The sequence below is a fragment of the Phytohabitans rumicis genome (genome assembly GCF_011764445.1).
GTDB lineage: Bacteria > Actinomycetota > Actinomycetes > Mycobacteriales > Micromonosporaceae > Phytohabitans > Phytohabitans rumicis.
The window spans coordinates 9,434,136-9,456,264 of sequence record NZ_BLPG01000001.1 but is presented as its reverse complement, the minus strand read 5'-3'; the positions used below and the strand labels follow the sequence as shown (position 1 = coordinate 9,456,264).

The window sequence follows — 22,129 nt, the reverse complement described above, 5'->3', positions numbered from 1 at the left end:
CCAATCATTGCTGTACGTAAGCGGTCGGCGGTGTCACTGCCAGTCGGGCAACATGGCCTCGTTGTACCGGGCGCCGGCGGCGCCGCCGGGCAGAACCTGCTGGACGTCCTCCAGGTCAGCCGGGGTTAGTTCGACCAGCGCGGCGGCGACGTTCTCGGCGAGACGCTTCGGGCTGCGGGTGCCCGGGATGGGCACGATGTCGGGGCCCTGTGCCAGCAGCCAAGCGAGAGCGAGCTGGGTGACCTTGATGCCTTTGCTGTCGGCCAGAGCGGCCAGCTCGCGGATCGCTGCGGCGTTCTTCTCATAGTTGCCCGGTTGCCAACGCTCGTCGTGTCGGCGCATGTCGTTCTCGGGGTACTCGGCGGCCGGCTTGACCTCGCTGGTGAGGAACCCGCGGCCGAGCGGCGAGTACGCCACGAAGCCGATGCCCAGTTCCCGCACGACGGGCAGGACGTCGTTCTCCACAGCGCGTTCGAAGACCGAGTACTCCGTCTGCAGGACAGATACGGGGTGCACGGCGTGGGCGCGGCGGATGGTGTCCGGGCCGGCCTCGCTGAGCCCGAAGTAGCGGACCTTGCCTTCGGCGATCAGCTCGCCGACGGTGCCGGCAACTTCCTCGATGGGCACGTTAGGGTCGACGCGGTGCTGGTAGAGCACGTCGATGTAGTCGGTGTCGAGGTAGCGCAGGCTGTTGTCGGTGACCTCGCGGATGTGCCCCGGGCGGCTGTCCAGGGCGACCCCGAGCTTGGCCGGGTCGCTGAGGTCGAAGCCGAACTTGGTGGCGATCACGACCTCGTCGCGGAAGCCCTTCACCGCCCGCCCGACGATCTTCTCGTTGCTGCCCGTCCCCATCCCGTACAGCTCGGCCGTGTCGATCAGGTTTACGCCGAGTTCGTGGGCGCGGCGGATGGTGGCGACGCCGCCGTCCTCGTCCGCCGCGCCGTAGGCCAGCGTGATACCCATGGTGCCGAGCCCGAGCGCGGAGACCTCCAGGCCCTGGCCGCCCAGCTGGCGGGTCGGGATGCTATTGCCGTTCTGTGTCATGCCACCAACGGTATGAGCGCATATGAGCTGGTGTCATGAGCGCGCCGTCGCGTATTTTTGCCTAAAAATCTCACCGGGAGGATTGGTGCTCGACCAGCTAGCCGCCGCCGTCACCCGGCACAGCGACGCCCTGTGGACCAGCACGGCCGTCCCGCGGCTGAGCCTGATCAGTGTCGACGAGTTAGGCGGAAACGCCGAACTGCTGTACGAGCCGATGATCTGCTTCGCCGCCGACGGCGCGAAACGCACCACTGCCGGGGACCGCACCTGGCTGACCAGTCGTGGGCACATGTTCCTCAATTCCCTCGAGGTGCCCGTCACCGCCACCCTCGAACAGACGCCGTACCGCTCGGCCGTGTTGCACCTCGACCCAGCCCTGCTCGCAGACCTGCTTCTGGAGTTGGACGAAACCGACCTGCATGCGCTGCCCACACCCGGCGGGCAGGTCGCCGCACCGATCACCCCGGAACTCACCAATGCGCTCACCCGCTGGGTTCGCCTGCTCGACACCCCCGCCGACATCAAGCTGCTCGCCGCCCGGATCGAGACCGAGATCCTCTACCGGCTGCTGAACAGCCCACTCGGCCCGGTGCTGCGTCAGTTCGCCATCGCCGACTCCAGTCTCTCGCGCATCCGCGCCGCAGCCGGTTGGATCCGCGCGAACTACGACCAGCCGCTGCGCATCGACGCCATCGCCGCGGCCGCCCGCATGAGCGTCGCCACCTTGCACCGGCAATTCAAAGCCGCCACGGGTATGAGTCCCATCCGCTTCCAGAAACAACTGCGGCTGCAAGAAGCGCGCCGGCTCCTGCTGGCGGGTACCAACAGCGCCGCTCATGTCGCCAGCACGGTCGGGTACGCCAGCCCGTCCCAGTTCAACCGCGAATACCGCCGGACCTACGGCCTGCCACCAGCACAAGACGTCACGCGCCTACGGCACCGCTTGACCACCACGTGACCGACGCGCGCTGGACCGGATTGACCCATCCTGCCCGCAAGCAGAATGTCGGCCTCACCCTGACCGCGGCGCCCGCCCGCAAGGGCCACACCGTGTACGGGCTCGACACCCAACCCACCGTGCTGGACCCGCTGGCCCGGGGCCAACCACACGGCACGGCACCGTTTTGGTGATTTGATCATTTCATCATGCTCTACTGAGAGAGTCTCGTCGCAAAGGAGACTCGGATGACCAGCTACGAGGAGACCCGGCATCGGCAGTTCGCCCTCGCGGGCACTCGGCTGCTAACAGTTCTCCCGCTTACCACTTCAGGGGACCATCAAGGAAGGAGCGGATACAATCCGTTCTGCTTGTGTGGCTGGCCGCCCTGCTCGTGCCCGGACAATGGTCCTATCATTTGGATTCCTGACGACGACGTGATCGACTCACAGCCAGTTAGGGGTGGCGAGCGCGGCGAGGATCACCGCGAGATTGTCGTGCGGCGAGGATCCCGAGTCCTGGTCGAGACACTTGAAGAGCTGCCGCTTGAAGAGCTCGTGAGTCCTTCAAGACTGGCGCGGAGGTCCTCCATCCCATATAACAATTTCTACGGTTACTATGCCATCTGGGATTCCACAGTCGGGGCTTTCGTTGGCAGCATTCACTTCACGGCAAGCCAGGCCGCGATGGAGGCAGCGCACATCGCAGGCGACGGTGCTGGCCATCATCTCGCTGTAGTTCACGTCCATTGAGGCGGGTGGCGGCTGCCTGCTTCGTGAACGCCACTCCGCCGCCGAGCACCGCCACATCGACCCCCATCGCGGGCACCACGGCAACGGCCTTCACCAGCCGCTCCAACTCCTGCCGGCATGCCGCCAGGAGAGTGCCGATCCACTCGGCCGCTAACGTTTTTGCGGCAGGTTCACGGACCGGGATCATGTCGCGGTGCAAGATCAGCAATCGGTTGGGTTGGTACCGCGTCATGCCCGCCAGACCGTGTCAGGGTCGGTGCGTGACCAATCCGCACGTCGATGTCGATGACCGAGTGAGGCAGTGGGTACAGGCCTCGGTCGCGGCCCGACTCTAGGTAGTCCAGGTGCTCTGTCGGCTGCGGTGAGGCGTCCCTACCGTTCGGGCCAGGCTTCCAACGGCCACGGTCAGGAGGGACGACATGACCCGATTGGACATGCGAGCCGCCGCTCGCCGCCTCGCTGTTCTGCTTCTCCTACTCCTACCCGGAATGCTGGTAGCGCCGGCTGCCGCGCATGCCGGTCCCACGTCCGTAAGCATCGTGAACTCTGCCTCGTTCGCGGGCAGCCCTTTGGCCCGCGGTGCGCTGCTGACGGCGTTCGGCTCGGGCGGCAGCTTCCTGTTGCCGGGTTCGCCGTCACAGAGTTACTCGTTCCCGTCCTGGCCAACCAACGCGGGCGGAGTGCAGGTATACATCAACAACTGCACGCTCAGCACCGGGAAGTACCTGCCGATCCTGTATGTATCGCCCACCCAGATCAACTTCTACCTGCCCAACTCATTCGACCCGGCCCGGGAGGTCTTCGGCACCTGCGCGGGCAGCACGCCCGGGACGAGCTTCACCTCCACATTCACGATTACCTCGCAGGACGGCACGACGGCCAGCACGACGCTAACGACCACAACGTTCCGCCCTGGCGTGTTCTTCGAGCCGGGCACCAACAAGGCACAAGGGTTGCACTACGACGCCTGGACCGGGGCGCTCACCGACCTGCGAAGCTGCAACGGAAGCAACTGCCCGGTGTATGGGGAATACGCGCCGACGTCCAACCGGATCGCGGTGCTCACCACCGGCGGCGAGGGCGCTAGCTGCGGCGGGCCACGGGCGGCCTGCACCAACGGCTTCTTCTCCGGCGTCGGCTTCCGGCTGGGCGGCTCACAGCAGCGGTTGCTGTACCACGGCCCGCCCGGCGACAATCCCTACTCCTACCTGAACCCGCCGGGCACGACACTCGGCCAGGACGTCGCGATCATCGACATAACCCTCGGGACCGCCGGCACGTACACCCTGCAGATGACGTACAACGGCGCGGTCACCGGCAACACCACCAATGTGGTGCTCGGACCGCCCAACTAGCCACTCTTCCCCCTTGTGATCCAGGCCGCGCGGGCAACGGCCTGGATCACAAGGGCGAAGCTGCTGTTGGAGGCGAAGGACCGGCTGGTCGCGGGCCACCAGCAGGCGCGACGGCTGGAGCACCGCTCGGCGTTGGCCACCTATTCGGTGGCGCTGCACCCCGGTGCCATCCGATACGGTCGGGACAACAAGGTGCTCGCCTTGGGCGGTCCAGCCGTCGGGGCCCCTACATCGGTTCGTTGATGGCGTACTGGTCGTAGCAGTCGATCCAGGTGCCGTTGGGCAGCAGCTTGCAGACCCGGAACCTGATCCGGTCACCCACGTACGGCCCGGCCGGCGCCTTCTTCACGTCCACGTAGTTGGAGCTGCCACAGCCCCGGACGCTGGCCAGGGTGGTGCGCTGCCACTCACCGCCGCGGAACGCGTAGAGAGCGGCGATGATGCCGTTGTCCTGGTCGCAGAACAGGTCGTGGACCTCGATCAGTCCGTTCCAGTAGTAGCCGGTGTCGGCCGAGAACCAGGTCGCCCTGCCCAGAAGCTGGCCGTTAACGCCGTACATGGCGCGATTCAGTTCGGCGCCTGGCCACGCCTGCGCGGGCGTCGCGGTGAAACTCGTGAACACGGTCACGGCTATGGCACACACGACCACCACCCGGCCGAGCCGCTGGCGAATGAACAACATGACTCCCCTTAGTCGATCTTGGGGCTTGACCCCTGATCTTGGACACGGGGTTATGCGGCTGATGCCAGGGTAGTTGATGTTGGTCGGAGTGTCTTCTCGTAGGCGATCGGGGATCGTTGTCCGAGCCGGGAGTGGCGGCGGACGGTGTTGTAGCGGTGCAGCCAGCGGAATGCGGTCAGGCGTCCCTCTCGTTCGTCGGTGAAGGCGCGGCGGCCTTGCAGGGTCTCGCGTTTGAAGGTGGCGTTGAAGGATTCGGCGGCGGCGTTGTCCGCGGAGCTGCCGACCGCGCTCATCGACTGGCGAACGCCGGCGGCACGGCAGGCGGCGGCGAACGCTCGGGAGGTGTACTGGGCGCCGTGGTCGGTGTGCAGGATCGCCCGGCCAGGCTGCCCCGGGTGCGCTGTGCGGCGGCCAGGGCGTCCAGGACGAGGTCGGTGCGCATGTGGTCGGCGATCGCCCAGCCGGCCAGCCGGCGCGAGTGCAGGTCCAGCACGGTGGCCAGGTAAAGAAATCCGCGCTCGCCGACGGGCAGGTACGTGATGTCACCGACATAGCGCAGGTTCGGCGCTGGTGCGGTGAAGTCCCGGCCGATCAGGTCCGGCGCCTTCGCCGCGGCCGGGTCCGGGATCGTGGTGCGCTGCCGGCGACGCAGTCGCAGTCCTTGCAGGCCGATCCCGCGCATCACCCGGGCGATGCGCTTGTGGTTGACCCGCTCGCCGCGGTCGCGTAGCTCGGCGGTGATCCGCGGCACGCCGTAGGTGCCGTCGAAGTCGGCGTGCACGGTCCGGATCCGGGCCGCCAGGGCGGCGTCGTCGGCCTTACGGGCCGCCCGAGCCGCCGCGGTGGCCTTCCAGTGGTAGAAGCTGGACCGGGCCACGCCCAGGACCCGGCACAACCGCTTCACGCCGAAGCGCTGCTGGTGGTCCTCGACGAACTGGAAGCGGTTCACCAGCGCGTCTCCCCGGCGAAATACCGGGCCGCCTTACGCAGGATGTCGCGTTCCTCCTCCAGTTCCCGCACACGGCGACGCAACTGCGCGTTCTCCGCCTCCACCGACCCAGCCGGCGCCGGCGCGGCTTCCGGCCGGATCACCGCCGGGCCGCTGCGCCGCCCATCCGCTAGCCGAATCCAGTTACGGAGCGTCTCCGGGTTCACGCCCAGGTCGTCGGCGACCGACTTGATCGTCGCGTCCGGCCGGGACCGGTACAACGCCACCGCGTCGGCCTTGAACTCGGGCGGGTAGTGCTTCATCACCATCTGTCAGGGACTCCTGTCCACCTGGACCATCAAGATCCAAGTCTCAGGTGTCCAAGATCAGGGGGCAACTCCCCTTCGACGAAGCACGCAGCATAGGGTTCCGTGGCCGACCGCAGGTGAACACAATATGCACAATGGACAGTGATCTTCTTGGCTTCCGGCGCGCGGCGCCCGGCGCGGCGGGCGGCGGCCCGGCTCGACCCGCCGACCTGGATCGGCAATGCCGGCACGCCGTATGGTTTCGGGAAACTGCACAGGTTGAGCGAGCGTGCTGCGGGCCCACCGGTAGAGGTCACGCGGACGCGTGTTCGGCGGCGCGAACGGGTGAGCTCTCCGGCGCGTCGTCGAGTTGGTGACGCAACTTCTCGCCTTCGACGTCCACATTGGGCAGTAGCTTGTCGAGCCAGCGCGGCAGCCACCACGCGGTCTTACCGAGCAGGGTCATCACGGCGGGAACGATGGTCATGCGGACGATGAGGGCATCAAAGAGCACGGCGATGCCGAGGGCGAAGCCGACCGACTTGATGATGGCGTCCGGGGCGAGGATGAAGCCGGAGAAGACGCTGATCATGATGATCGCGGCGGCGGTGACGACCCGAGCGCCGTGGCCGAAGCCGGCGACCACGGCTTCGCGCGGCGGGGTGCCGTGGACGTACTCCTCGCGCATCCGGGTGACCAGGAAGACCTGGTAGTCCATGGCGAGGCCGAAAACGATCCCGATCAGGACGACCGGCAGGAAGCTGATGATGGGTCCGACCTGGTCGACGCCGAGGACGTCGGCGAGCCAGCCCCATTGGAAGACCGCGACGACGGCGCCGAAGGTGGCCGCGACGCTGAGCAGGAACCCGAGCGTGGCCTTGACCGGCACGAGCAGGGACCGGAAGACCAGCATGAGCAGGATGAACGCGAGACCGACCACGATGGCGAGGTAGGGGATCAGCGCGGCGCCGAGCTTGGCGGACATGTCGATGTTGATGGCGGTCAGGCCGGTGACACCGATGGCCGCGCCGGCCGCGGTGCCATCTTGTTGCCGGATGGCTCGGACCAGGTCCTCGGTCGCGGTGTCGCTGGGGCCGCTTGTGGGGATGACGGTCAGGATGGCCGTGTCACCGGCCTGGTTCAGCACCGGTTCCGTGACCGCGTCAACGTTGTCGAGGCCACGGATCTGTCCGGCGACCTGGTCGGCAGCCGTCTGTACGGTGCCGGCGGGCGCGTCGACCGCGACGATGAGTGGCCCGTTGAAGCCCTTGCCGAACCCGGCCGAGAGCAGGTCGTACGCCTTGCGCTGGGTGGTGTCGGGGGCGGCGGTGCTGTCGTCGGGCATCCCGAGATGCAGGTCGAGGGTCGGGACCGCGACCACGCCGAGCCCGACGACGGCGATCAGCAGTGCGGCCACCGGGCGGCGGGTGACCGCGCGGGCCCAGCGGGTGCCGAAGCTGGTCGCGCCGGAAGCCTCGGGTCGCGGAAGCGCTTGCCGAGGATGCGGCGCCCGGCGAAGCCGAGCAGCGCCGGCAGCAGGGTGAGCGCGATGACCACGGCGACCGCGACGGTGAACGCGGCGGCCAGGCCCATCTGGGCCAGGAACGGGATGCCGACCACCGTCAGCGCAGCCAGGGCGATGATCACGGTGAGGCCGGCGAAGACCACGGCCGAGCCGGCGGTGCCGACCGCGCGGCCGACGGCCTCGTGCGGCTCGTGGCCGGCGGCCAGTTCGTGCCGGTACCGGGAGACGATGAACAGGGCGTAGTCGATCGCGACGGCCAGGCCGAGCATCAGCGCAAGGATCGGGGTCTTGGACGACAGGTCGACGAAGCCGGAGAGCATGGTGATGGCGCCGATCCCGATCCCGATGCCGAGGATCGCGGTCAGCAGCGGCAGTCCGGCGGCGACCAGCGAACCGAACGTGATGAGCAGCACGACCGCGGCGACGATCACGCCGATGATCTCCCCGACGCCCATGTTGGCCGGGGGCTCGAGGGCGTCACCGCCGACCTCGACGGTCAGCCCGCTCGCACGGGCCTGGTCCACCACCGCGGTGACCGCGTCACGGGCGCCGTCGGTGAGGTCGTCCGACGGTACCTGGAAGCTGGCCTGGGCGAACCCGATCGTGCCGGCCGGGTTGACCGCGCCGGAGGTGAACGGGTCGTTGACCGAGGCGACCTGCGGTGCCTGCTTCAGGTCGGCGACCGCGGTCTCGATCGCCTGCCGGTACGCCGGGTCGCTGAGCGTCTTCGCGGCGGGTGCCGCGAAGACCACGCGCGCGGTGGCGCCGTCGGCCGACGCCTGCGGGAACCGCTCGGCGAGCAGGTCGATCGCCTTCTGCGCCGGCGTGCCCGGAATGCTGAACGACTCCTGCGTCGGCCCGGACAGGGTGAGCGCGCCGATCAGCGCGGCCCCCAGGACCGCCAACCACACCGCGGTCACCGACCACCGGCGGCGGAACGCGAACCGGCCCAACCGGTATAGGAACGAAGCCATGCTCATTTCTCCCTGTTTGCGGCGTACGGGGTCGCTGTCCGCTTCCGCGGAAATGCGACCCTCGCATCGTTCGCCAGCACGGCCGTACCCGTCATCGGCCTGACGCGGCGACCGCACCCACCGCGATCGCGGTGGCGACCAGGTGCTGCCTACCGCGCTCGCAGTAGATTGTTTGCCGCCCCGCCACCCGGTTGCCTACTGTCAGCTCGTGGGAGCGAAAGACCTGGCCACGAGCCTGATACCAGTCGGCGACCGCATGCGCCGGCTGGCCACCGCGCATCCCACCGCCTTCCGCGCGGCGGGGGCCGGCTTGGTCTTCCTCCTCACCATCCTGGCCGCTGCGACATCGAGCTCGACCGCGCTCACGCCCGCCGTATACATCACCGGCGCGGTGGTCTCGGCCAGCTTCGTCGTCGTCCCCGCCCGGCACTGGCCGACCTGGCTCATTCTGGCCACCGCGACCGTGGGCGCGATCGCCATGAAGCCGACCGGACCAGCCGACTCCCCCGCCCGACCCGCCCTGATCCTGGCGATGCTCGTCTTCTCCGTGCTCAGTGAAAAGACCGCAGTGCTCGCCGCGACCATCGCCGTCAGTGGCGCACTCGCGCTGGCCGGCAGCGTTACGGCCGCCCTCGAAGGAAGGCTCGAACTGGCCAACCTCGCGGCACTCGCATGGGTCGTGGCGGCGGCCGCCCTCGGGCAAGCCATCCGGGCCAACCGCGCGCAGCGGGCCATGCTCGTAGAGCGGGCCCGGCGCGCGGAACAGAGCCGCGAGGACGAGGCCCGCCGCCGTGTCCAGGCCGAACGGCTACGGATCGCCCGCGAACTCCACGACGCCGTCGGCCACCAGGTAGCCCTCATCAACGTGCAGGCCGGCGCCATGACCTTCCTGCTCGAAAAGGACCCCGCCAAGGCCCGGGAGTCCCTGGAGCACATCCAGAACGCCAGCGAGGCCGCGCTCGCCGAGCTCAAGCTCACCGTTGGCCTGCTCCGCCAGCCCGGCGAGCACGAACCCGTCGAGCCGGCCGGACGGCTCAGCCGGCTCAACGAGCTGATCGCCTCCTTCACCGCCTCCGGGCTGCGGGTAACCTGCGACGTCACCGGCCCGGCCAGGCCGCTGCCCGACGCCGTCGACCTCACCGCGTACCGGCTGATCCAGGAATCCCTGACCAACTCCGCCAAGCACGCGGCCGGAGCCTCCGCATCCATCCGTCTCGCCTTCCGGCCCGGGACGCTGGCGCTGACGGTGGAGGACGACGGGGCACAGGCACCGGCTGGCGAGGCCGGCACGATGGGCCACGGCATCATCGGCATGCGGGAGCGAGCCGCCGCACTCGGCGGCCGGCTCTCCGCCAGCCCTCGCCCCGAAGGCGGCTTCCGGGTCACCGCCGAACTGCCCACCGCGGCCGGTGCGACCTCGTGACCGCCGTACGCGTGCTGCTCGCCGACGACCAGGACATCGTGCGCGGCGGCCTACGCCTGATGGTCGACAGCGCCCCCGACCTCACCGTCGTCGGCGAAGCCGCGACCGGCGCCCAGGCCGTGCGACTGGCCCGCCAAGCCCGCGCCGACGTCGTTCTCATGGACATCCGCATGCCCGACCTCGACGGCCTCGCCGCGACCCGCCGGATCTCCGCCGACCCGGATCTGGCCGGGGTAAAGGTGCTGATCCTCACCACCTTCGAGGTCGACGAGTACGTCTTCGAGGCGCTGCGCGCCGGCGCGAGCGGATTCCTCGGCAAAGGCGCCCGCCCGGAAGCCCTCATCGACGCGATCCGCACCGTCGCCCGCGGCGAGGCCCTGCTGTCCCCCGCCGCCACCCGCGGGCTGATCGCCCGCTACCTCGCGCTGAACGACCGCGCCCCGGCCCCGACCGCCGACCTCCTCGCCGTCCTGACCGACCGGGAACGCGAGATCGTCGCCCTCGTCGCCACCGGCATGTCGAACGCCGAGATCGCCGACCACTTCACCCTCAGCCCGCTGACGGTCAAGACGCACGTCAACCACGCGATGACCAAGCTCGACGCCCGCGACCGCGCCCAACTCGTCGTCATCGCATACCAGGCCGGCCTACGCAGTTAGGCGGCGTAGACGAGCGCCCCGCCGATGTAGGTGAGCGCGACCCGGGTGTGGCCGATCTGTTCGGGCGGCGTCGTGAAGGGGTCGCTGTCGAGCACGACGAGGTCGGCCCGGTTTCCGATCCGGAGCGTCCCGGTGTCGTCGAGGTGGTTCACGTACGCGCTGCCGGCGGTGTACGCGGCCAGCGCGGTGCCCAGGTCGAGGCGTTGCTCGGCTAGGAACACGTCGGTGTCCGCGTCGAGGTGGCGCCGGTTGACCGCGACGTGGATGCCGTGGAGCGGGTCGGGACTGCTGACCGGCCAGTCGCTGCCGGCGGCGAGGGTCGCTCCGCAGCGCAGTAGGTCGCCGAACGGGTACTGGCGGGCGGCCAGGTCGGCGGCGAGGAACGGGATGGTCAGGTCGTCCATCTGCGGTTCGTGCGCGGCCCAGAGCGGCTGTATGTTCGCCGAAACGCCGAGCTGGCCGAAGCGGTGCAGATCGTCCGGATGTACGACCTGCAGGTGTGCGAGGTGTGGTCGGGTGTCGCGGAACCCGTTCGCGGCCCGAGCCGCCTGAACCGCGTCGAGGGCCTCCCGGACGGCGCGGTCGCCGAGGGCGTGGAAATGCACCTGGAAGTCGAGAGCGTCCAGCGCGGTCACGTGGTCACGCAACGCGGCCGGGTCGACGAAGCTCAGGCCGCTGTTGGTGGTCGGATGGCCGCACGCGTCGCGGTAGGGTGCGGTCATCGCGGCGGTGTGGTTCTCCGCGACGCCGTCCTGCATGATCTTCACCGTGCCGCAGCGCAGCCGGCCGAGGGTGAGGGCGGCCCGCTTGTCGAGCAGTTCGGGGATCTGGCTGGCATCGCGGTCCCGGTCCCACCAGAGCGCGCCGACGACGGTCGCGGTGAGCAGCCCGTCCCGGGCCGCGGTGAGGTACGCGTCGGTGATGTCCGGGTAGCCGTTGGTGGCGCCGACCATGGCGTCCTGCCAGGCGGTGATGCCCAGCGAGTGCAGCATCGTCTGGGCGCGCAGCAGCCCGGCGAGCCGGTCCGCCGGGGTCACCTCCGGCAGCAGCGACGCGACGAGGCGTACCGCGCCCTCCTGCAGCGCACCCACCGGATTGCCGTCGACATCCCGGTTGACCACGCCGTCGGCCGGGTCTGTGGTGGCCGCGGTGATCCCAGCGCGTTCCAGGGCGAGGCTGTTGACCCAGGCGCCGTGGTGGTCCCGGTTCGTCAGGAACACCGGGCGGTCCGCGACGACCCGGTCAAGCGGTTCTTTTGTCGGAACGCCGCCTGGAAAGGTCTCCATCGACCAGCCGCTGCCGACGATCCACTCCGCGTTCGGGTGCGCGTCGGCGTAGCGCCGGACCCGCCGCAGATACTCGTCCAGGTCGGTGGTGCCGGTCAGGTCGCACTGGCCAAGCTCCATCCCGCCCATCACCGCGTGGACGTGTGCGTCCTGGAACCCCGGCAGCAGCAGCCGACCCGCGAGATCGACCACCTCGGTCCGCGGGCCGACCAGGCCGGTCAGGTCGTGACCGACCGCGACGATCCGACCAGCGCGGACCGCCAACGCACCCGTGCCGGCACGTGTCGCCGTGCGCAGCACCGGACCTCCGGTGAACAGCAGATCCGCGGTGGGGGCAGTCACCGGGTCGAGGCTACGCCGAAGGAGTCGGCGGCCGCCGCCACAGCGCGCGCGTGGTTTTATGCACCCGACGGCGGTGGATGAACTTCGACAAGATGCCCGAACTGAAATGGACCTACGGCTACCCCATGGTCCTGGTCCTGATGCTCGTCATCGCCGCGACCATGTACGTCGGCTTCCGCCGCAACAAATGGCTCTAACTAGCGCAGCGGCTTGGTGGACTCGCGGACGATCAGCTCGGGGGCGAAGACCTCCAGGCTGGGGCCGCGCTCCGCGTCCGGCTCGCGGGCCAGCGTGACCGCGCGCCCGAGGGCGTACCGGATGATCTCCTTGATCGGCATGCGCAGGGTGGTCAGCGCGGGCACCGTGTGGCTGGCGATGAGGATGTCGTCGAAGCCGACCACGGAGAGCCGGTCGGGCACGGTGGCGCCTTGCGCGTGCGCGGCGTGCAGGACGCCGATGGCGACCAGGTCGGTGGCGGTGGCGACCGCCGTGGGCGGCTCGGCCAGCGCCAGCAGGCGGCGGGTCGCCGCGTCGCCGCCGGCCAGGGTGTTGGAGCAGCGCTCCAGGTAGCCGTCCGGCGCGCCGCCGAACCGCTCGCGCATGAAGTCGAGGTAGGCGTCCTCCCGGACCCGGTACTCGCCGGGCAGTTCGGCGCTGACGAACGCGATCCGGCGGTGCCCGAGGGACGTGAGGTGGGCCAGCCCGGCCTGGATGCCGGCCCGGTCGTCGGTGTCCGCGGTCGGGAACTCCAGCGGGCTGGTGCCCTGCCACAGCGCCACCACCGGGACGAGCGAATGCCGCAGGTCGTCGACCACCTGGGGCTGTACCTGCATGTCGCCGAGCAGGATGATCGCGTCGGTGTGCCGGGTCTCCAGCACGGAGGTCAGCGGGGTGGCCTTGTCGAGCTTGCCGTGCACGTGCCCCAGCACGACGTTGTAGCCGTGCGCCATCGCCTCCACGACCAGCTCCTCGACCGCGCCGGCGTAGAACGGGTCGCTGAAGTCGCGTACCACGGCGCCGAGCAGGTTGGTGGAGGCGCCGCGCAGGCCGCGGGCCAGCGGGTTGGGCCGGTAGCCGAGCCGGCGGGACGCCTGGATCACCCGCTCCCGGGTGGCCGGCGCGATCGGGACGGCGGTCGGGACGTTGCTCAGGACCCGGGACACGGTGCTCTGGGAGACCTCCGCGGCCTCCGCGATGTCACGCATCGTCGCGACGGAGCGCCGGACCGCGGGTGGGGCCGGCGGGGGCGGCGGCGGCTCTTTCTGCCCGGGTGCGTCGTCCGGCTTCGATCGGGAACCTCGTGCTGGCGACATCAGCGCCAGACTAACACGCATACGATTGCATTCAGGTTAACGGCCTTTCGTCCATAGTGCACTCGCCGTACGGGCGAGGCGCCCCGCTCACGCCGGGTTCGAGCGCTCTTCAAGGTCCTCCTGCCTATGCTGACCGCGTGCCAAGCCCGCCTCGATTGAGCGTGGTGGTGCCCGCCTTCGAGAACGCCGCGGAGTTGGACGTCACCCTCGGTTCCCTCGCCCGGCAGACCATGCCGCCCGGCGAGTTCGAAGTGGTCGTCGCCGACGACGGCTCGGCGGCCCCGCTCGCGCCCGTCGTCGACAAGTACGCGGACCGCATCGACGTGCGGTGCGTACGCGACGAGCGCAACCGCGGCCGCTCGGCCAACCGCAACGCCGGGGCCGCCCACGCCCGCGCCGCCGTGCTGGTCTTCCTCGACTCCGACACGGTGGCCCACCCGGACCTGATCCGCCGGCACTGGGCGTTCCACGCGAGCCGGGCGGGCCGGCCGGGCGTGCTGCTGGGCCGGCGGCTCGACTGCGACTGGGCGGCCGGCGACGCGCTGCGCCGCGGCGAGATCCCCGCCGCGCCGCTGGTCGACCACTACCGCGGCGACCCGCGCGACGCGCACTGCAGCCTGCCGCAGCACTGGCAGGACTTCCGCCGGGCGCCGTGGCTGCTCGGCTTCACCCACAACGCCTCCGTGGACCGGGCCACCTTCCTGGCCGCCGGCGGGTTCGACGAGACGATGGTCAAGTGGGGCCTGGAGGACAACGAGATGTTCTACCGGGTCTTCCATCACCACGGCGGGCCGCCCGACCTGTTCGAGGTGGACCGGGACGCCGTGGCGTACCACCTGCCGCACTACCGCCGCACCGGCGAACTGCTCGGCACCATGGACAACCTGCGCTACGTGGCCCGCAAACACCCCCGGTACGAGTTCGAGGCCATGCACAGCCAGGGCACGCTCGGGCAGGTGATGGGCCGGGTCCGCCTGTACGGGGACGCGGTCGCCGCCTGCCGGCGCGAGGGTCTGGGCCGGCCCGACCACCTGCCGGCGCCGCTGCGGGAGACCCTCGCCGCCGGCAGCGCGCTGGCGATCGGCTTCGGGGTGGCGAAGCTCCCGCTGGGGCCCGGCTCGTACACGTTCGACCACGACGCCCCGCTCGGCGAGACCAACTGGCACCGGGTCGGGCTGATGCTGCACGACTTCAAGGCCGGCCAGTTCGACGTGCTGGTCAACGTCGACCTGTGGCGCTTCCTGCTGCCGGAGGACCTGAGCCTGCACCTCACCAAAGGGCTGCGGAAGGCCGACCGCATCGACCTGGTGGCCTCCCGCACCGCGCTGGACCCGGCCTCACTGCTCCCGCTCCCCTTCGTCACCGACCTGCCGTACCTGGCGGACCTGCTGCACCCGTCGCTCAAGGTCGAGTTGGCGCAGTACCCGCAGGTGACGGTGCTGAGCGTGCGCTAGGCGCGCCACACCCCGCTGGCCGCGGCGTCGCGCACGAAGTCGGCGAAGTCCCGGGCGTCCCGGCCGGTGACCGCCTTGACGTCGTCCGTGACGTGGGCGTTGCGGCTGTCGAGGATGCGGGAGAACAGGTCGGTCAGGCCCGCCGCCTCCTCGGCCGGCACGCCCTCGGCGATCATCCGGGCCGTGCACTCCTGCGGCGTCACCGGCTCGAACCGCACCGGGCGGCCGGAGGCCGCCGAGATCAGCTCCGCGGCCTCCGCGAACGTCACCAGCCGCGGCCCGGTCAGCTCGTACGTCCTGCCGTGGTGCCCGTCCTCGGTCAGCGCGGCGACCACCACGTCCGCGACGTCGGCCAGGTCGACGAACGGCTCCGGTACGTCGGTCGGCAGCGCGATCACCCCGGTCAGCACCGGCGGGAGCAGGAAGTGCTCGGTGAAGTCCTGGGCGAACCACGTCGAGCGCACCACGGTCCACTCCAGCGCGGACTCGCGTACCCCTTGCTCGGCGACCTCGGCCTCCTCCTCGCCGCGGCCGGACAACAGCACCAGCCGGCGGACGCCGGCCTGCTCCGCCAGTTGGGCCAGCGCCCGGATCGACTCCGCGGCGCCGGGGAACGCCAGGTCCGGGTAGTACGTGATGTAGGCGGCGCTGACGCCGTCCAGCAGCGGCTTCCAGGTGGCCGGGTCGGCGTTCCAGTCGAAGGGCGGCCGCATGGAGCGGGAGCCGGCGCGGACCGCGAGGCCGCGCGCGCCCAGGCGGCTCAGGACGCGGCGGCCGGTCTTGCCGGTGCCGCCGGTTACCAGGTAGGTCCCGTTATCAGTCATGGACCGATTCCATCGCGGCCCGGTGAGACGCTCCATGGTCGAGAAGCTCGGCCGCATACGCGATCGTCTAACCTGGCCGGGTGGACGCTCTCGCTGGCCTCCTCGACGGGCCGCGCGCCCGGCAGGCGTTCCTGCTCCGCGTCCTGCTCGACCCGCCGTGGTCGATGCGGATCCAGGACCGTGCGCCGCTGGCCGTCGCGGCGATCGTGCGTGGCGTCGCCTGGGTGCTGCCCGACACCGGCGACCCGGTCCGGCTGGACCCCGGCGACGTGCTGGTCGTGTGCGGCCCGGACCCGTACACGGTGGCCGACGACCCGGCCACGCCGCCGCAGGTGATCATCCACCCGGACGAGCGCTGCACCACCCTGTACGGCGAGGACCTGTCCATCGCGATGGACCGCGGCGTGCGCACCTGGGGCAACAGCGACGACGGCGCCTCGATGATGCTGGTCGGCACCTACCAGGGCACCGGCGAGATCACCGAACGGCTGCTGCGCGCCCTGCCGCCGCTGCTGGTGCTGCGCGCGGACGAGTGGGACAGCCCGCTCATCCCGCTGCTCGCCACCGAGATCACCAAGGACGACCAGGGCCAGTCGGCCGTCCTGGACCGGCTCCTGGACCTGCTGCTGATCGCGGTCCTGCGGGCCTGGTTCGCGCGCGGCGAGACGGCGCCGGGCTGGTTCCGCGCCCAGGCCGACCCGGTCGTCGGGCGGGCCCTGCGGATGCTGCACAACCACCCGGAGCACCCGTGGACCGTGGCCGGGCTCGCCGGCCGGCTCGGCCTGTCCCGGGCCGCGCTGGCCCGGCGCTTCACCGAACTGGTCGGCGAGCCGCCGATGGCGTACCTGACCAACTGGCGGCTGGCGCTCGCGGCCGACCTGCTCCGCGAGCCGGACGCCACCGTCGCCGCGGTGGCTCACCGGGTCGGCTACAGCAGCGGTTTCGCGCTGAGTGCCGCCTTCAAACGGGTACGCGGGGTGAGTCCTCAGGCGCATCGCGGACGGCCGACTTGATACCCCCACCCGGTATAGGTAGCATGACGCCATGCGAACCTCGATCAAGCTCGGCGGATACGCACTCGGCTTGGTGGCCGTGTTCGGCGCGGCCCTCGGCGTCGGCAACCTGGTCGGCGACCCGGCTCCCGTCGCCGGCGGCGCCGCCCCGGCCCATCCCGCGCCCGCCGTAGGGGTTCCCGGTGGCCTGCAGGTGTCCCAGGACGGCTACCGGCTCGTCCCGGCCAGCCGCGAGCTGGCCACCGGCGCACCGGCGCAGTTCGCGTTCCGCGTGCTGGGCCCCGACGGACAGCCGGTCACCCGGTACACGGCCACCCACGAGAAGGACCTGCACCTGATCGTCGTACGCCGCGACCTGTCCGGCTTCCAGCACGTACACCCGACACTCGCCGCCGACGGCACCTGGTCGATCCCGCTGCGCGCCGGCGCGCCCGGCCAGTACCGGGTGTTCGCCGACTTCCAGCCGGCCGGCCGGGACAGCGGCCTGACGCTCGGCGTCGACGTACCGGCCGCCGGCCTCTACCGGCCCGTCGCGGTGCCCGCGCCCGCGCCGGTCGCCGCCGTCGACGGCTACCAGGTCACCCTGGCCGGAGCTCTCGTCCCGGGTACGTCCTCGAAGCTCACCCTCACCGTGACCCGCGCCGGCCAACCGGTGACCGACCTACAGCCGTACCTCGGGGCGTACGGCCACCTGGTCGCGCTGCGCGACGGCGACCTGGCGTACCTGCACGTCCACCCGGACGAGGCCAGCACCGACCCCGGACCGGCGATCACCTTCTACGCCGAAGTCCCGTCGACCGGCACGTACCGGCTGTACCTGGACTTCAAGCACGGCGACACGGTACGGACGGCGGAATTCACCGCGGCGGCCGGCACGGGGGCGGCCGCCGCGGCCCCGCCGCCACCCCCACCCCCGACCACGGTCACGACTAGGGCCTCCCCCGCCGCCCCGCCGCGCAGGCCCCGCCAGGGGCGCGGGCGCGCCAGCGCCCTGCGGCGGCGCGTCGATCAAGGACTTCCCCGTCGATCAAGGGCGAAAGGCCGCGCTTTGATCTCCAAACCACGACCCTATGCCCTTGATCGACGGCCAAAGCCTTGATCGACGCGCCACGGCACGGCGCTGACGCGCCGCGGCGGGGGCCGCTCGCCGGGCGCACGGCTCGCGTGGGAGGGTGCGAGGGCTACGGGGTGGCGATGTTGGTGCTGACCTTGCGGAGGAGGGCGCGCAGCGTGTCCACCTCGGCGGTGGTGAGGCCCATCGCCTGGGAGATCGCGGGCGGGAGGCGGCGGGCCCGGTCGCGCAGTGCCTTGCCGTCGGCGGTGAGCACGATGTCGACGGTGCGCTCGTCGCCCTTGCGGCGTTCGCGGCGGACGAATCCGGCGGACTCCAGCCGCTTGAGCAGCGGCGTCAACGTGCCGTAGTCGAGGTGCAGGGCCGCGGCGAGGTCCTTGACCGGGCTGCTCCCCCGGCCCCACAGCACCAGCAGCACGAGGTACTGCGGGTACGTCAAGCCGAGCTCGTCCAGCAGCGGCCGGTACACGCCGGTCACCGCGCGCGACGCCGCGTAGAGGGCGAAGCAGAGCTGGTCGTCCAGCGCGAGCGAGTCGGACACGTGCACCTCGGTGGTCATGTGACAAACGTTATCACGTACACGTTTATCTTGTGCACGAGGTAATCGTGGGCTAGGTTTCGGCAGCAGATGGTCAACCCGATGGGAGATGACGATGAGCGACATCGTGCTGGAGCCGGCGGCCCAGGAGTTCGCGGACGCGACCGCCAACCCGCCCTACCTGTTCGACCTGGGCCCGGTGGCGGGCCGCGCGACGGTCGACGAGGTGCAGGCCGGCGAGGTGGACAAGCCGGCGGTGGACGTCGAGGACCTGACCGTGCCGGGCGGGCCGGGCGGCGGCGTGTCGGTACGGATCGTGCGCCCGGCCGGGGCCAGCGGGACGTTGCCGGCGATCCTCTACATCCACGGCGCGGGCTGGGTGTTCGGCAACGCGCACACGCACGACCGCCTCGTCCGCGAGCTGGCCGTGGGCGCGGACGCCGCGGTCGTGTTCCCGAACTACAGCCTGTCCCCCGAGGCCAAGTACCCCACCGCGATCGAGGAGAGCTACGCGGTCGCCACCTGGATCGCCGGGTCCGGGGCCGCGCACGGGCTCGACCCGGCCCGGATCGCGATCGCCGGCGACAGCGTCGGCGGCAACATGAGCGCGGCGCTCACCGTGCTGGCCAAGCGGCGCGGCGGGGTCCAGTTCGTGCAGCAGGTGCTCTTCTACCCGGTGACCGACGCCGCGTTCGACACGCCGTCGTACCGCCGCTTCGGGGAGGGCTACTTCCTGCGCCGGGACGCCATGCGGTGGTTCTGGGACCAGTACACGACCGACCCGGCGCAGCGTGCCGAGATCACCGCGTCGCCGCTGCGCGCCAGCCTCGACGACCTGACCGGCCTGCCGCCGGCCCTCGTCATCACCGCCGAGGCCGACGTCCTGCGCGACGAGGGCGAGGCGTACGCCAACAAGCTGCGGCAGGCCGGCGTGCCGGTGACCGCGGTGCGGTACCAGGGCATCATCCACGACTTCGTGATGCTCAACGCCCTGCGCGACACGAGCGCCGCCACGGCCGCCATCAACCAGGCCGCCACCACGCTGCGGGACGCCTTGCACGCCAAGCCATGAATCCGGCGTCCGGGCGCGGGCTAACCTGACGGCGATCACGTCGGCGGGAAGGCTCCGGTGCGTAGCTTCGAGGCGGTTCTGGTGTTGGTGGCGCTCGCCACCGTCGTCGCGGTGTCGGCCCGCCGGCTGCGCCTGCCGGCGCCTTCCCTGCTCGTGGTGGCCGGCGTCGTCGTGGGCCTGCTGCCCGGGGTGCCGGCCGTGCAGGTCAGCCCGGAGATCGTGTCCCTGGTGGTGCTGCCCCCGCTGCTGTACGCCGCCGGCGAGGATCTGTCCTGGCGGGAGCTGCGCGCCGTGTGGCGGCCGGTGGCCGTACTCGCGATCGGTCTTGTCCTGGCCTCGGCCGCCGCGGTGGGCGCGATCGCCGTGGCGGTGACGCCGCTGTCCGGGTCGATGGCGTTTGTGCTGGGCGCGGTCCTGGCCAGCACCGACCCGGTCGCGGTGACCGCGCTCGGGCGACGCCTGCCGCTGCCCGCGCGGGTGCAGACCCTGATCCAGGCCGAGAGCCTGTTCAACGACGCCACCAGCCTGGTCCTGGTACGCGTCGCGGTGGCCGCGGCCGTCGCGGGCGGCGCGGTGTCCTGGGCGTGGGGTGCCGGGCAGTTCGCGCTGCTGGCTGGGGGTGGCGTCGCGGTGGGTGCGGTCGTGGCGGCCGGCGTCGCCCTGATCCGGCGGCGCACCGAGGACCCGATCCTGGAGACGGTGATCGCGCTGGTCACCCCGTACGCCGCCTACGTGGCCGCCGAGGCGTTGCACGTGTCCGGCGTGACCGCCGTCGTGGTCGCCAGCGTCATCCTCGGCGGCCTCGCACCGCACCTGACGAACGCCGGCATCCGCCTGCAACTGCACGCCGTGTACGGCACCGTGGTCTTCCTGCTGGAGAGCGTCGTGTTCAGCCTGATCGGGCTGGCGCTGCCGGCGCTCCTGGACGACCTGAACGGCTCGCTGGGTGACCTGCCGTGGCAGGTGCTCGCGATCGCGGCCACCCTGCTGGCGGTCCGGGCGCTGTGGGTGTTTCCGCTGTCCCTGGTCATGCGCCCGCGCAGCCGGCCGCCGTGGGCGGCGCCCGCGGTGGTCTCCTGGGCCGGCGCGCGGGGCGTGCTGCCGCTGGCCGCGGCCCTGTCCATCCCGCTGACCACCGACGACGGCGCCCCGCTGGCACATCGCGGGCTGGTGTTGACCATCACCACCGCGGTCATCGTGCTGACGTTGACGGTCCAGGGATTCAGCCTCGGCCCGCTGGTACGCCGCGCCGGCATCGCCGTCACCCCGCAGCGCGCCCGCGACGAGGACGCCACCGCCCGGCTGCACATGGCCCGCGCCGCCCGCGACCGCCTGGACGAACTCGACGACCTGCAGGCGGTCCCCGACGCGGTCAGCCGCCGGCTACGACGGTCGCTGAACGCCCGCGTCGAGCAGGTCCACCCATCCGGCGAGGCCGAGGACTCGATCGAGCCCACGTACCGCAAGGTGCGGCGGGAGCTGATCGCGGTGGAGAGCCGGGAACTGCATAGGCTGCACGAGACCGCGCTCATCACCGAGACCACCCGGCGCCGGCTGCAACGGACCCTCGACCTGGAGGACGCCAGCCTCGCCGACAACCCGGGCGACTGACCCGAACCCGATCAGGGGATGGCGGGTACATGCAGGACTATCCAAAATGGACCATGCCGACGACCTCCGCGGGCCGCAAGATCTTCCTCAGCCATGCCGCGTACGACACGATCGTGGCGAAGGTGCTGCGCGACATCCTCGGACGGGCCGGAGTCGGGGACGTCTTTCTCGACGCCGACGATCTTCGACCAGGCGACCATTGGCTGCCGGACATCCGATCCGCCATCGTGGACTGTGCCGCGATCGTGACCGTGCTGACCCCCCAATTCAGCACCCGGCCGTGGATGGCGGCCGAGTGGGCCTGCTTCTGGGCGGCGGAAAAGCCCACCTACGTGCTGCGGCTCGGCGTCGCCCTGGCTGACGTATTCGAGCCCATGCGGGCGTCAATCATCGGCGACCTTTCCTCGCGCTCGTCCATGACGGCGTTCCTCGACGCGGTCGCGACGGGCAATCACGACAATTACCGGCTCGCGACCGCCCTGGTCGAGCGGGCGGCCGAGGCCCGCGTGGAGCAGGCCGCCGCCGATGCCGACGCGCAACTGGAACGGCTGGTAACCAGCCCCGAAGAGGTGCCCGACGACGTCATCCTCGCCTTGATCAAAGCGGGCCGCGAGGAGGATCTGTCCGCGCTGCATGAGCGAAGCGGCGAGCCGCGGGCGAACATCACCCGCCAGCGGCTGCACCGGGTCGCCCAGGCGCTCATCCGCGCCGGCATCTCCTCCGACCTGGTGCTGCCGCTCGCCCTGTCGATCGACAACTCCAACTACCAACGCGACGCCGTGATCGCCGTGATCAAGGGAGGCGAGCCTTTGCCGGCCCGCCAAGCGTTCGCCGACGAGCTTTACGGGCGCCTTTCGATCATTGCCCGGCGGCGCATCGTCCACGCGGCGCAGGATATTGGCATGCCGCTTTCCGAGAAATGGGAGGGCATACGACCGTTCGGCGACTAATTGGCGAGCCAACGAACCATTCGCCAAATCGCCTTTCGGCGATCAAGGAAAAGTACGTCGATCATGG

The 22,129-nt window shown here is 70.7% G+C and carries 19 protein-coding genes and 2 pseudogenes; 12 read left to right on the top strand and 9 right to left on the bottom strand.

Features of this window, described 5'->3' with window-relative positions; genetic code table 11:
- Positions 1-33: 33 nt before the first annotated feature.
- Positions 34-1,044: an aldo/keto reductase gene (locus Prum_RS42825; RefSeq protein ID WP_173083026.1), complete on the bottom strand. Its 1,011-nt coding sequence runs from the start codon at positions 1,042-1,044 to the stop codon at positions 34-36.
- 85 nt (positions 1,045-1,129) lie between these two features.
- Here Prum_RS42825 and Prum_RS42820 point away from each other — a divergent pair, with 85 nt between their 5' ends.
- Both Prum_RS42820 and Prum_RS42815 read left to right on the top strand, forming a co-directional pair.
- On the top strand, positions 1,130-2,002 hold the full coding sequence (locus tag Prum_RS42820; RefSeq protein ID WP_173083024.1) for an AraC family transcriptional regulator: 873 nt from the start codon (positions 1,130-1,132) through the stop codon (positions 2,000-2,002).
- Positions 1,999-2,175, top strand: a complete 177-nt coding sequence (locus Prum_RS42815; protein WP_173083022.1) for a hypothetical protein — start codon at positions 1,999-2,001, stop codon at positions 2,173-2,175. The genes Prum_RS42820 and Prum_RS42815 overlap by 4 nt, the downstream gene beginning before the upstream one ends.
- 472 nt (positions 2,176-2,647) lie before the next feature.
- Here Prum_RS42815 and Prum_RS42810 read toward each other — a convergent pair whose 3' ends face one another.
- On the bottom strand, positions 2,648-2,965 hold the full coding sequence (locus tag Prum_RS42810) for a hypothetical protein (protein WP_173083020.1): 318 nt from the start codon (positions 2,963-2,965) through the stop codon (positions 2,648-2,650).
- 307 nt (positions 2,966-3,272) lie between these two features.
- Here Prum_RS42810 and Prum_RS42805 point away from each other — a divergent pair, with 307 nt between their 5' ends.
- On the top strand, positions 3,273-4,088 hold the full coding sequence (locus tag Prum_RS42805; protein WP_173083018.1) for a hypothetical protein: 816 nt from the start codon (positions 3,273-3,275) through the stop codon (positions 4,086-4,088).
- A gap of 226 nt (positions 4,089-4,314) precedes the next feature.
- On the opposite strand, the gene Prum_RS42800 is transcribed toward Prum_RS42805, so the two are convergent.
- The 3 genes and pseudogenes from Prum_RS42800 to Prum_RS42790 all read right to left on the bottom strand — a co-directional run bounded on the left by Prum_RS42800 (position 4,315) and on the right by Prum_RS42790 (position 8,505).
- Positions 4,315-4,770, bottom strand: a complete 456-nt coding sequence (locus Prum_RS42800) for a hypothetical protein (protein WP_173083016.1) — start codon at positions 4,768-4,770, stop codon at positions 4,315-4,317.
- 50 nt (positions 4,771-4,820) lie between these two features.
- Positions 4,821-6,027, bottom strand: a pseudogene (locus Prum_RS42795) (IS3 family transposase).
- A 292-nt stretch (positions 6,028-6,319) separates the two neighbouring features.
- Positions 6,320-8,505 (bottom strand): annotated as a pseudogene (locus Prum_RS42790) (MMPL family transporter).
- A 208-nt stretch (positions 8,506-8,713) separates the two neighbouring features.
- Here Prum_RS42790 and Prum_RS42785 point away from each other — a divergent pair.
- Positions 8,714-9,928, top strand: a complete 1,215-nt coding sequence (locus tag Prum_RS42785) for a sensor histidine kinase (protein WP_173083014.1) — start codon at positions 8,714-8,716, stop codon at positions 9,926-9,928.
- Complete coding sequence (locus Prum_RS42780) at positions 9,925-10,587, top strand: response regulator (protein ID WP_173083012.1); 663 nt, start codon at positions 9,925-9,927, stop codon at positions 10,585-10,587. The genes Prum_RS42785 and Prum_RS42780 overlap by 4 nt, the downstream gene beginning before the upstream one ends.
- Here Prum_RS42780 and Prum_RS42775 read toward each other — a convergent pair.
- Entirely contained in the window at positions 10,584-12,215 is a 1,632-nt protein-coding gene (locus Prum_RS42775; RefSeq protein WP_173083010.1) for an amidohydrolase, read from the bottom strand. The genes Prum_RS42780 and Prum_RS42775 overlap by 4 nt on opposite strands.
- A gap of 77 nt (positions 12,216-12,292) precedes the next feature.
- On the opposite strand from Prum_RS42775, the gene Prum_RS42770 reads away from it, so the two are divergent.
- The gene (locus tag Prum_RS42770) at positions 12,293-12,412 is read left to right on the top strand and encodes a CorA family divalent cation transporter (RefSeq protein ID WP_173083008.1); all 120 of its coding nucleotides are present in this window, start codon (positions 12,293-12,295) and stop codon (positions 12,410-12,412) included.
- On the opposite strand, the gene Prum_RS42765 is transcribed toward Prum_RS42770, so the two are convergent.
- Entirely contained in the window at positions 12,413-13,420 is a 1,008-nt protein-coding gene (locus tag Prum_RS42765; RefSeq protein ID WP_173083006.1) for a LacI family DNA-binding transcriptional regulator, read from the bottom strand.
- Between the two features lie 245 nt (positions 13,421-13,665).
- Between Prum_RS42765 and Prum_RS42760 the strand changes: the two genes are divergently transcribed.
- Positions 13,666-14,982, top strand: coding sequence for a glycosyltransferase (locus Prum_RS42760; protein ID WP_173083004.1), 1,317 nt, complete (start codon positions 13,666-13,668; stop codon positions 14,980-14,982).
- On the opposite strand, the gene Prum_RS42755 is transcribed toward Prum_RS42760, so the two are convergent.
- On the bottom strand, positions 14,979-15,806 hold the full coding sequence (locus Prum_RS42755) for an NAD(P)H-binding protein (protein ID WP_173083002.1): 828 nt from the start codon (positions 15,804-15,806) through the stop codon (positions 14,979-14,981). The genes Prum_RS42760 and Prum_RS42755 overlap by 4 nt on opposite strands.
- An 80-nt stretch (positions 15,807-15,886) precedes the next feature.
- Here Prum_RS42755 and Prum_RS42750 point away from each other — a divergent pair, with 80 nt between their 5' ends.
- Together Prum_RS42750 and Prum_RS42745 are read left to right on the top strand one after the other, a co-directional pair.
- Complete coding sequence (locus Prum_RS42750; RefSeq protein ID WP_173083000.1) at positions 15,887-16,819, top strand: AraC family transcriptional regulator; 933 nt, start codon at positions 15,887-15,889, stop codon at positions 16,817-16,819.
- A gap of 31 nt (positions 16,820-16,850) precedes the next feature.
- The gene (locus tag Prum_RS42745; RefSeq protein ID WP_218577640.1) at positions 16,851-17,918 is read left to right on the top strand and encodes a DUF8832 domain-containing protein; all 1,068 of its coding nucleotides are present in this window, start codon (positions 16,851-16,853) and stop codon (positions 17,916-17,918) included.
- Between the two features lie 82 nt (positions 17,919-18,000).
- On the opposite strand, the gene Prum_RS42740 is transcribed toward Prum_RS42745, so the two are convergent.
- Positions 18,001-18,450, bottom strand: coding sequence for a MarR family winged helix-turn-helix transcriptional regulator (locus Prum_RS42740; protein ID WP_173082998.1), 450 nt, complete (start codon positions 18,448-18,450; stop codon positions 18,001-18,003).
- Between the two features lie 94 nt (positions 18,451-18,544).
- On the opposite strand from Prum_RS42740, the gene Prum_RS42735 reads away from it, so the two are divergent.
- The 3 genes from Prum_RS42735 to Prum_RS42725 are packed head-to-tail and all read left to right on the top strand — an operon-like array spanning position 18,545 to position 22,062.
- Positions 18,545-19,501, top strand: a complete 957-nt coding sequence (locus tag Prum_RS42735) for an alpha/beta hydrolase (protein ID WP_246278483.1) — start codon at positions 18,545-18,547, stop codon at positions 19,499-19,501.
- Positions 19,502-19,558: 57 nt separating this feature from the next.
- A complete protein-coding gene (locus Prum_RS42730; protein WP_173082994.1) occupies positions 19,559-21,112 on the top strand; it encodes a Na+/H+ antiporter in 1,554 nt (517 codons plus the stop codon).
- A gap of 29 nt (positions 21,113-21,141) precedes the next feature.
- Positions 21,142-22,062, top strand: a complete 921-nt coding sequence (locus Prum_RS42725) for a toll/interleukin-1 receptor domain-containing protein (RefSeq protein ID WP_173082992.1) — start codon at positions 21,142-21,144, stop codon at positions 22,060-22,062.
- Positions 22,063-22,129 lie beyond the last annotated feature (67 nt).